The organism is Candidatus Rokuibacteriota bacterium (assembly GCA_030647435.1).
GTDB lineage: Bacteria > Methylomirabilota > Methylomirabilia > Rokubacteriales > CSP1-6 > AR37.
In genome coordinates, this window is the sequence record JAUSJX010000170.1 from 23,023 (window position 1) to 33,026 (window position 10,004).

Annotated in this window: 8 protein-coding genes; all 8 read right to left on the bottom strand. The window is 68.2% G+C overall.

The window, feature by feature from the left end:
• Positions 1 to 4: 4 nt before the first annotated feature.
• Genes Q7W02_28665 through Q7W02_28700 form a run of 8 tightly spaced genes read right to left on the bottom strand, consistent with a single transcriptional unit; the run spans position 5 to position 9,560 of the window.
• Positions 5 to 1,582 carry an NADH-quinone oxidoreductase subunit C gene (locus tag Q7W02_28665; protein ID MDO8480099.1) on the bottom strand — a complete coding sequence of 526 codons (1,578 nt, stop codon included), beginning with the start codon at positions 1,580 to 1,582 and terminating at the stop codon, positions 5 to 7.
• Positions 1,579 to 3,036, bottom strand: a complete 1,458-nt coding sequence (locus Q7W02_28670) for a proton-conducting transporter membrane subunit (protein ID MDO8480100.1) — start codon at positions 3,034 to 3,036, stop codon at positions 1,579 to 1,581. The genes Q7W02_28665 and Q7W02_28670 overlap by 4 nt, the downstream gene beginning before the upstream one ends.
• Positions 3,037 to 3,042: 6 nt before the next feature.
• Complete coding sequence (locus Q7W02_28675) at positions 3,043 to 3,699, bottom strand: formate hydrogenlyase (protein ID MDO8480101.1); 657 nt, start codon at positions 3,697 to 3,699, stop codon at positions 3,043 to 3,045.
• Between the two features lie 3 nt (positions 3,700 to 3,702).
• Positions 3,703 to 4,644, bottom strand: a complete 942-nt coding sequence (locus Q7W02_28680; GenBank protein ID MDO8480102.1) for an NADH-quinone oxidoreductase subunit H — start codon at positions 4,642 to 4,644, stop codon at positions 3,703 to 3,705.
• Positions 4,641 to 6,665 carry a hydrogenase 4 subunit B gene (gene hyfB, locus Q7W02_28685; GenBank protein MDO8480103.1) on the bottom strand — a complete coding sequence of 675 codons (2,025 nt, stop codon included), beginning with the start codon at positions 6,663 to 6,665 and terminating at the stop codon, positions 4,641 to 4,643. The genes Q7W02_28680 and hyfB (Q7W02_28685) overlap by 4 nt, the downstream gene beginning before the upstream one ends.
• Before the next feature lies 1 nt (position 6,666).
• The gene (gene hyfB, locus Q7W02_28690; protein ID MDO8480104.1) at positions 6,667 to 8,703 is read right to left on the bottom strand and encodes a hydrogenase 4 subunit B; all 2,037 of its coding nucleotides are present in this window, start codon (positions 8,701 to 8,703) and stop codon (positions 6,667 to 6,669) included.
• Complete coding sequence (locus Q7W02_28695) at positions 8,700 to 9,206, bottom strand: NADH-quinone oxidoreductase subunit B family protein (GenBank protein MDO8480105.1); 507 nt, start codon at positions 9,204 to 9,206, stop codon at positions 8,700 to 8,702. Before Q7W02_28695 ends, hyfB (Q7W02_28690) begins: the two co-directional genes overlap by 4 nt.
• Positions 9,207 to 9,560, bottom strand: a complete 354-nt coding sequence (locus Q7W02_28700; GenBank protein MDO8480106.1) for a metalloregulator ArsR/SmtB family transcription factor — start codon at positions 9,558 to 9,560, stop codon at positions 9,207 to 9,209.
• Positions 9,561 to 10,004: the final 444 nt, after the last annotated feature.

Consider the following 10,004-nt stretch of genomic DNA (forward strand, 5'->3'; position numbering starts at 1 on the left):
GCCGCTACAGATCGTTGCCGGAGTAGGACTGGTTGAAGGACTTGTTGCAGAGCGGAAAGTCCGGAACGATGTTCTTGAGGAGCGCGTAGGACAGCGGCCGCCAGTTGAGGAAAGACGGGTCCATGATCTTGACGCGGTAGAGCAGGCCCGCCGCGTCGGCCATGACCCAGTGCACGATGGCGCCCCGCCAGCCCTCGACGAAGCTCCACGCGGGCTCGAATGCCGGGAGGGAGCCGAGCGGGGCCGTCAATCGCCCCGTCGGCATTCTCGCGATGGCCTCATGGATCAGGCGCACCGATTCGCGGGCCTCTTCCACCCGCACGAGGGTGCGCGCCTTGACGTCCCCCGTGGCGAACACGGGGACGCGGAAGGTGAGGTCACCGTACGCGGCGAAGGGGTGGTCACGCCTCACGTCGGCGTCGATGCCCGAAGCGCGGGCGACATACCCCAGGACCCCATGGTCCCGCGCCGTGCGCGTCGTCAGTCGGCCTGTCCCGTCCAAGCGGTCCAGGACGAGCGTGTTCGCCAGGCTCAGCGCCACGATCTCCTCGAAGTCCTCGAGGGCCGCCCCGACCTCGCCCGCCAGATCGAGATCGGCGGGCAGGTCCCGGCCCACGCCGCCTGGGACGACACCGCCGCGCAACAGCCGGTTGCCCGTGAGACGCTTGTTGAGCCGCAGCAGGCGCTCGCGGATCCGGAAGCAGTGGGAGTGGGCGACCGCGTAGCCCGTGTCGTTGGCGATCATGCCGAAGTCGGCCACGTGGTTGTAGAGCCGCTCCATCTCGAGGAGCACGACGCGAAGATAGCGCGCCCGGTCCGGCACGACGGTCCCGGCGGCGGCCTCCAGGGCCTGGCAAAACGCCAGCGCGTGGCCCACGGTGGTGTCGCCGGAGACGCGCTCGGCCAGCTCGACGCCCGCCGCGGGCTGCCGGCCCTCGAAGAGCTTTTCGGTGCCCTTGTGGGTGAAGTACAGGCGCGATTTCATGTCGATGATGGTCTCGCCCACCACGCTGAAACGGAAGTGCCCCGGTTCGATCACGCCGGCATGCACCGGGCCCACCGGGATCTCGTACACGCCCTCGCCGCCCACCTCGGTGAACGGGAAAGCGCGCCCGTCGTCGGTGAACTCGCGGGGCGCCGCGTCCTTCCGCAGCGGGAAGAAGTCGGCCGGCCAGAAGGCATGGCGCACGAGCGGCCGCGGGTCGGGATGGCCCTCGGCAACGATCCCGAAGAGGTCGTAAACTTCCCGCTCGAAGCGCGAGGCCGGGTAGTGGAGCGTGGCCAGCGACGTAATAGCGGGGGCCTCCGCGGGCACGGCGGCGGTGGCGTGGAGGAACCAGTCCTCCCGCTCGGGCCCGAAGAGATAGTGGACCTCGAAGACCCCGCGGTCCGCGCGCCGGTCGGCTGCGGCCATGAACACCAGCTCGGCGCCAAACCCGGCGCGGAGGAGCTCCGCCAACGCGGGGACGGCAGGAGCGCGGACCGAGCAGTGGAGCTCGTTGTCCCGCACCACGCGCACGTCGGTCACACGATCGGTGAGCCTCTCGGCGAGCGCCGTCCTCAGCTGCGGCAGGCGCGTCATGACCCGGCGATCTCCACGATCCGCGTCAGCAGCACCCGGAGCGGCGCCGGCAGCGTGAGCCCGAGAACGACGAGGGCCGCCACGCAGAGGCCGAGCGGCACCAGCGGCCACGCGCTCCCCTCGCCTACCGTCACGCCCGCAGCGGGCGCGCCGTAGAGCATCCGGTTCAGGTGGCCGATCATCGAGACAAAGGCCACCGCGAGCAGCGCCAGGACGAGCCCCATCAGCCACGGACGACCCGCGGCGAAGCCCGCTCGGAAGAGCGCGAACTCGGAGATGAAGAGGCCGAAGGGCGGCAGTCCGATGACGGCCAGCACGCCCGCCGCAAATAGACCGCCTGTCCACGGCATTGCCGTGAGGAGGCCCGACACGCCGCTGATCTCGGTCGTCCGATACCGATGCAACACCCGCCCGGCGAGAAAGAAAATCGTGGACTTCGCCAGCGCGTGGTTGAGCAGGTGAAGCATCGCGGCGAACATCCCGAGGGGTCCCAACGCAAGCCCGACACAGATCAACCCGGTGTGTTCGATGCTCGAGTACGCGAGCATACGCTTGTAGTTGCGCTGGATCACGAGGCTGAACGCGCCGATCGCCAGCGAGAGGAGTCCCATCGCGGTGAACAAATCGTCCGTGAACCCCGTCCCAACGGCCGCGTTCACCACGAACTTCCATCGAATCACCGCGTACAACGCCACGGCGAGCAGCACACCCGACATCATAGCGGACAAGGGCGCGGGCGCCTCCGAATGGGCATCCGGCAGCCACGTGTGCATGGGAGCGAGGCCTGCCTTCGTGCCGTATCCGATGAGGATGAAGACGAACGCGAGCTGAATCACCTGCGGGTGAAGGTGTGGCGCCGAGGCCATCAGCACCGTCCAGTTCAGCGCCCCCTCCTGACGGCCGGCCAGGTTGACGAAGTCGAAATAGCCGAGCACCGTTCCCCCGAAGGCCAGGGCGATGCCGACGGAGCCGATCAGAATGTACTTCCACGACGCTTCGACGGAGGCCTTCGTCACGTGCAGCGGAATGAGCATGGCCGACGTGATCGTGGTCGCCTCGATCGCGATCCACATGAAGCCGACGTTGTTCGAGACGACCGCGAACAGCATCATGAGCGTGAACAGGTTGGCGAAGATGCGGAAGCGTCGGGCCTGGGCGCCGTCGTAACCGTCATCCCCGCCCATCCCCGGTCCGAGCCATGCGGCCAGCGCGCCCACCACGCTCACGCACAGCGCGAGCAAGGTCGAGAGGGCGTCGGCCCGCAGGAACTCCAGGGGCCCCGAGGTCAGCACGTCCCCCGCCAGGATGTGGCGCCACAGAACCACCGCCGCCCCCAGGGAGAGGAGGGACAGCAGGGCATTCGTCCATCCGACGAAGCGCCGATAGGGCTTCACCGCCGCGGCCAGCAGCGCCGCGAGGAGAGGCGGCCCAAGGAGCATCGCGAATGTGTTCACGCTCTCTCAGTGCCTCAGGCGATTGAGCTGTTCCACGTCGATGCTCTCGAAGGTCTCGTGGATCTGGTAGATGAAGATCTGCATGACGAGGAAACCCATGAGGACGTCCAGGAACACGCCGAGCTCGACGATCAGCGGGATCCCGTAGGTCCCCAGCACCGCCAACAGGGCGAGCCCGTTCTCGAGCATCAGAAAGCCGATGACCTGGGTCAGCGCCTTCTTGCGGCTGATTATGACGAAGAGGCTCACGAGTACCAGTCCCATCGCGAGCGGCATGCCCGCCCGGGTCGGCAGTTGGCTGAGCGCGACGAGGGGCCGCGTGATGGCATAGCCGAACAGCACGAGCAGGCCGGAGATCACCAGCGAGGTCGCCGTGTTCACGTACGGCGCCAGCTCCCGCTCGGCCGCGAACCGGCGCTCCATTCGTCTCAAGAGCCGCGGGATCACCACGACCTTGAGCAGGAAGAGGGCGACCGCGACCCAGTAGAGCTCGTGGTCGTGACCGAAGTAGGCGACGATTGCCGTCACTCCCGAGAGCACGGCGGACTGCCACGTGAAGGCGCTGATGTAGGCGGTCACACCCCGGCGCCACAGCAGGATGAGCCCGAAGATCAGCACCAGGCTCGAGCCCATAACGGAGAGTTGGGAAAAGACGCTGTCCATACGCTACCTGAGGAGGAACGACGAAGTGACCGCGAGCAGCGCCAGGACGAAAGAGGCGCTCAGCAGCTCGGGGACCCGGAAGAGCCGGAGCTTCGCGATGCGCGTTTCGAGCACGGCCACCACCCCCGCCAGGACCACGAGCTTGGCCAGCAGGCTGGCCACGGCGATGGCGAGCGTCGATGGTGTCATGGTCACGGATACGCCCCACGGAACGAAGAGGTTGCCGAGCAGCGAGAAGAAGATCAGCAGCTTGACCGCAGCCGCCCACTCGATGAGGGCGAGGTAGCGTCCGGAGTACTCGAGGACCATCGCCTCGTGGATCATCGTCAGCTCGAGGTGCGTCGCCGGGTTGTCGATCGGGAGGCGCCCGGTCTCGGCGAGCGTCACGATGAAGAGGGCGCCGAACGCGAGCAGATGGCCGGGGCTCAGGGCCGCCCCCGGATCCGCCATTGTGCGCGCCACGATCTGGCCGAGGTTCGTGGAGCCCGCGCTGAGGGCGAGGGCGAAGATGGCGAGGGCGACGGTGGGCTCGGCAAGGGCGGCCACGGTCATCTCGCGGCTGGCCCCCATCCCCCCGAATGGCGAGCCCGGGTCGAGCCCGGCGAGCGAGAGGAAGAAGGTACCGAGCAGGAGGAGATAAACAACAACCAGCAGGTCGCCGACCCCGTCGAAAGGGAGCGGCACGGCAAGAATCGGCACGAGGAACGTCACCGCGACCACGCTGGCGAAGACGATGAACGGCGTGGCCCGAAACAGCCACGACGCGTTGTTCGAGACGACAACCTCCTTCCGGAACAGCTTGCCCAGCTCCCAGTACGGCTGCAAGACGGGAGCACCGCGCCGGTTCTGCAGCCGCGCCTTCATCCAGCGGATCAGTCCGACCAGACCCGGCGCCAGCAGGAGCGCCAGCGCCGCCTGCGCCACCACGAGCACGTACCCGATCATCTCCCCCACCTCGCCACCGTGAGCAGCACCATCAGCGCGACCGTCATGTACACGAGGTAGAGGTGCACCGAACCCCCTTGGAGCCGGCGGACCCACGTGGCCGCCGTGCCGAGGACGTGCACCAGCGGATCGTAGAGGACCCGCTCGAACCACGGGCGGATCTCGCTCCGGTACTCGATCGACTGCACGAAGTACTTCGACTCCGGGTGGAAGTCGATGGAGAGATCCCGCGACGGGCGATATAGCTCGGCGAAGACGCGCCTCAAGGGCTCCGCGAAGGCGGTCGCGGTGTACTCCATGCGAGGTGTCTGGCCGATCCGGCCGCAGCCCCACGTGTCACCGAAGCGCAGCCGGCGGTCGGCACCCGCGAGCCAGAATCCCAGCGGGACAAGCCCCAGCAGGAGCACGAGCCCGAGCGCCAGGAGGGGCGGGGACATCTCCCCGACCGCGCCGGGGACGCGGAGCGGCAGCCCCAAGGTGAACCCCACTTCGGCCGGCGCGAAGCGCTCGAGGCCGGACAGCGCCGCCCCGATCACCCGCACGACGGCTGAGGGCGCCAGCCCGAGCGCCGCGCACATGAGCGCCAACGAGACCATGCCGGCCTGCATGGACAGCGGGGCCTCGTGCGCGTGCTCGGCCTCCGGCGATCGCGGGATGGCAAGGAACGTGATCCCGAACGCCTTGACGAAGCAGGCCGCGGCAAGCCCACTCGTGAGCGCGAGCATGGCCACGGCGATCGGCATGATCACCGCGACCTCGGGCTGAGGGATCGCCGACCCGCCGAGCAGGGCCTGGAACACCAGCCATTCGGAGACGAACCCGTTGAGCGGCGGCAGCGCCGAGATCGCGCAGGCTCCGACGAGGAAGAAGAGGGCGGTGCGCGGCATTCGTTTGATCAGCCCGCCCATCTCCTCCATGTTGCGCGTGCCCGTCGCGTGCAGCACCGACCCCGCGCCCAGGAACAGTAGCCCCTTGAAGCACGCGTGGTTGATCGTGTGATACAGGCCACCGATGATGCCCAGGGTGGCGAGCGTCGTCAGCCCGTAGCTCTGGAACATCAGGCCCGCCCCGATCCCGATGAAGATGATGCCGATGTTCTCGACGGAGTGGAAGGCGAGCAGCCGCTTGAGATCGTGCTCCATCAGGGCATAGAGCACCCCGAGGAGCGCCGAGACGGTGCCCAGGCCGAGCACGAGGCCGCCCCACCACGCGGGCCCGCCCGCGAGCAGGTCGATCGTGACGCGGAGCAGCCCATAGACACCCATCTTGATCACGACGCCGGACATCAGCGCCGACACGTGGCTCGGGGCCACGGGATGCGCCATCGGCAGCCACACGTGCAGCGGGACAACGCCCGCCTTGGTGCCGAATCCGAAGAGCGCCAGCAGGAAGGCCGCGTTCCGGACCCCGTGCGCCAGAGGCGCCGATCGCATCGCCGCGAATGACGTCGTCAGGTCGCCCGCGGACAGGAGGAGAAACATCGCCACGAGGGCCGCGAAGCCGGCGTGCGTGAAGGCGATGTACCAGTGCGCGGCGCGTATCGTCCCCGGCTGATCGTGCTCCGTGAGGACCATGACGTAGACCGACAGCGACATGGCCTCCCACGCCATGAGAAAGGTCAGGGCGTTGTCGGCCATCACCTGGACGCTCATGGACAGCAGCAGGACGTTCAGCATCGCGCCCAGCATCCTGAGCGAATAGCGTCCCTCGTACGCCGCCGAGTAGCCGAATCCATACACAGCGCTTGCGGCACCGACCACGCCGATGACGATGAGGAAGAACGCGCTCAGGCCGTCGATGCGAAGTGCAATGCCGGTCAGCGGAAGGAATGAAGCGGTGAAGGTCGGCGCGAGTCCGCCGCCGAGACGGACGGCGCCCAGCACCAGCCCGGCCAGGGCGCCCACGAGCGCGCACCCGGCGACGAGGCCACGTCCCGGCGCTCCACGGATACCGAGCGCGGCGAGCGCCCCGATCGGGTACGCGGCAAGGATCATCACAAGCAGGAGATGCTCGGAGGCCATCTCACGCCCCCCGCACGAGGAGGATTGCCAGGAGCCCCAGCAGCGCGATGACGAGATAGGTCAGATACGCGTGCGCGGAGCCCGACTGGATCGCGCGGGCGCGGCTCGCCCACAGATTCACCCATGCGATCACAGGGGCGTAGAGGTAGCGCTCGAACCAGGGCACCACCTCACTCCGATACTCGATGGACTGGACGAAGTACCTGGATTCCGGATGAAAGTCGATGGAGAGGTCTTGGGTCGGCCGGTACAGCTCGGCGAACACGCGGCGCAAGGGCTCGGCGAACGCGGTCGACGTGTACTCCATCCGCGCCGTCTGGACGACACGGCCGCATCCCCACGTCTCACGGACGCGGAGCCCCCGGCCCGCCCCGAGGATCCGGACCCCCAGCCACACGCCGGCGATGACAACGACGAGCCCCAGGGCCACGAGCGTCGGCGACATCTGCGCGAACCCCCCGGGCGTGGAGAGCGAAAGGCCTTGACCCAGCCGCGGCGCCACCGCAGGAAGCCCCGCGTGGCCGGCGAGGACGGCGCCCAGCGCCGAGAGGATGGGCACGGCCGCCAGGCCGAGACCCGCGCACGCGACCGCGAGGATTCCCATGCCGACCCGCATCGACCGTGGTGCCTCATGGGCGGCCTCGGCCGCATCCGACCGCGGAATGGCAAGGAAGGTGATCCCGAAAGCCTTCACGAAACCCGCGGCGGCGAGACCTCCGGTGAGGGCGAGGATTCCGACCGCCAGCGTCATAAGCGGCGCCACCAGCGGGGCCGAGCTGCCGATCCCGGGCAGGAGCGACTGGAAGAGCAGCCACTCGCTGACGAAGCCGTTCAGCGGGGGCAGCCCGGCGATGGCCAGGGAGCCTGTCAAGAAGCAGAGGGCGGTCCAAGGCAGCCTGCGGATCAAGCCGCCCAGGCGGTTCATATCGCGCGTATGGGTCGCGTGGAGGACGGACCCGGCGCCGAGGAACAGCAGCCCCTTGAACGCGGCGTGGTTCAGCGCGTGGTAGAGGCCGGCGCTCAGGGCGAGCACCGCCGCCGAGGCGGCCCCCAGGCTCAGGAAGAGGAAGCCGGCGCCGACGCCGATGAAGATGAGGCCGATGTTCTCGACGCTCGAGTAGGCGAGCAGCCGTTTGAGATCGTTTTCCATGAGGGCGTAGAGGACCCCGAGCACGGCCGACAGCGCGCCGAGGCCGATCAGCAGGGCCCCCCACCAGGCCGGCCCGCCGCCCAGCAGATCCAGGCCGACCCGGAGGAGCCCGTACACGCCCAGCTTGATCATCACGCCCGACATCAGCGCGGAGACGTGGCTCGGCGCGGCGGGGTGAGCGCGCGGCAGCCACACGTGGAGCGGGATGATCCCCGCCTTGGACCCGAACCCGAGGAGCGCCAGGCAGAACACGGCATTGCGCGTCGCCGGCGAGAGCGCGGCCGCCGCCGTGCGCAGGTCGCCGAAGGCGGTCGTGCTCGCGCCCGCTGCTAAGAGCAGGAAGGCCGCGAGCACGAGCGCCAGCCCGCCGTGCGTCATGGCCAGGTACCAGCCGCCGGCGAGAACCGTATCCGACTCGTCCGTCTCCGTCATCACGAGGAAGTAGGACGTGAGAGACATACCTTCCCACATCAGGAGGAAGGTCAGCACGTTACCGGCACAGGGAACCAGGCTCATGGTGAGGAGGAAAAGATTGAGCATAGCGCCGAGGAACCTCAGCGAGTAGCGATCCTCGTAGGCCGCGGAGTAGCCGGCGCCATAGATGCCGCACGGAATGGCGACGAGTCCGACGAGAGCCAGGAAGAACGCGCCCAGCGCATCGAGGCGGAAGGCGAGGCCGTCCGCGACCGAGAGGAGCCCAGGCGCCTCGAGGAGGAAGGGCGCCCCGCCGGCGAAAACTGAGAGCGCGAGAACGAGTCCCGCTCCCCCGCCTGCCACCGCACCCGTCGCGGCCCAGCGGCGCGCAGCGGCGCCGTCCGGGGCTAGAAGCGCGCCGGCCGCCCCGAACGCGTAGCCGCCGAGCATGAGGAAGAATAACAGGAGGATCATCGGCGGCCGATCGCGGCGAGGATGCCCCGCAGGATATCGGCCGGCTCCGGTGGACATCCGTCGACGAAGGCGTCCACCGGAATGATCTGGTCCACGCTGCCGGCCACGGCGTAGCTGCCCTTGAAGACCCCGCAGGTCCGTGCGCAGTCTCCCACCGCCACCACCAGCTTCGGCGCGGGCGTGGCTTCGTAGGTCTTCACCAGCGGCACCACCATGTTGCGCGTCACCGGGCCCGTCACCAAGAGCATGTCGGCGTGACGGGGCGAGGCCACGAAGTGGACGCCGAAGCGCTCGCTGTCGTACACGGGGCTCATGAGTCCGATGATCTCGAGCTCGCAGCCGTTGCACGAGCCGGCATCCACCTCCCGGATCGCGAGCGCGCGGCCGAACAGCCGCCGGGCCCGCCCATCGACCTCGTGCAGGAGGCGAACGACATCGTCTCCGCCCGGGAGCAGGGGCTCGGTGGCCAGGCCGATCCGGAAGATCTTGGAGAAGAGACGCATCTACCGGTGACGCGCCTCCCGTCGCAGGTCGCGGAGCATCGTCTGAGTGCCGATCAGGTGGTTGTCGAAGATCCGACGGGCGACCTCGAGCAACCCCCGGAGGGCGGCGTCGCGAACGGTGTAGCGCACGGCCGTGCCCGTCTTGTGGGCCTCGACAATGTTCTTGGCCCTCAGCACGGCGAGTTGCTGGGAGACGGTGGGCTGGTCGACGCCGAGCGCCTTCTGGAGCTCATGCACGCTCCGCTCGCCTGAGACGAGGAGCTCGAGGATGCGGATGCGGATCGGGTGCGCCAGGGCCTTGAAGAATTCCGCCTTGAAAGCCTGGAGCTGCGCGCCGCGCGCCGGCTGCTTCATACGTTCTCTCTTATATAGTAATATACATAAACTGTCAAGCTGGGGGTATGGAGTCCGACCAGATTGTGTCCGATCGGCAGGCGGCAGAGTGGGGTTGCCCCGGTGAGGCCGGAGTGCGCCCGGTGATCGAGCGAAGCTTGATGGCCCAGTCGACCTTTCGAGCGAGCAGGAGCGGATCCCGTTCAGGCCGCTCGATCGGAGTGGCGCCGCTCAGGCCGTCACCTCGGATGAGGACCACCGACCTCGAGTCACGATGACCCTTATCGCCCGAACGTGATTCAGTCCACCTCGTGGCCCGCGTCGAGCTTCGATCAGAAACCCGCCGGCGCCTCGACTCATCCCTTGGCTTTGCCTTCGTCGATGAGGAATACGATATCGACGTGCTCGTCTTCCGCAGTGCAAGCGAGGAGAAGCGCATTCCCCAGGCTGCGCGCAACTCCGGCA

Excerpts from the sequence above, each read along its gene's own strand:
- Q7W02_28665 (MDO8480099.1), bottom strand. The coding sequence starts at position 1,582 with ATGACGCGCCTGCCGCAGCTGAGGACGGCGCTCGCCGAGAGGCTCACC.
- Q7W02_28675 (MDO8480101.1), bottom strand. The coding sequence starts at position 3,699 with ATGGACAGCGTCTTTTCCCAACTCTCCGTTATGGGCTCGAGCCTGGTG.
- Q7W02_28680 (MDO8480102.1), bottom strand. The coding sequence starts at position 4,644 with ATGATCGGGTACGTGCTCGTGGTGGCGCAGGCGGCGCTGGCGCTCCTG.
- hyfB (MDO8480103.1), bottom strand. The coding sequence starts at position 6,665 with ATGGCCTCCGAGCATCTCCTGCTTGTGATGATCCTTGCCGCGTACCCG.
- hyfB (MDO8480104.1), bottom strand. The coding sequence starts at position 8,703 with ATGATCCTCCTGTTATTCTTCCTCATGCTCGGCGGCTACGCGTTCGGG.
- Q7W02_28695 (MDO8480105.1), bottom strand. The coding sequence starts at position 9,206 with ATGCGTCTCTTCTCCAAGATCTTCCGGATCGGCCTGGCCACCGAGCCC.
- Q7W02_28700 (MDO8480106.1), bottom strand. The coding sequence starts at position 9,560 with ATGAAGCAGCCGGCGCGCGGCGCGCAGCTCCAGGCTTTCAAGGCGGAA.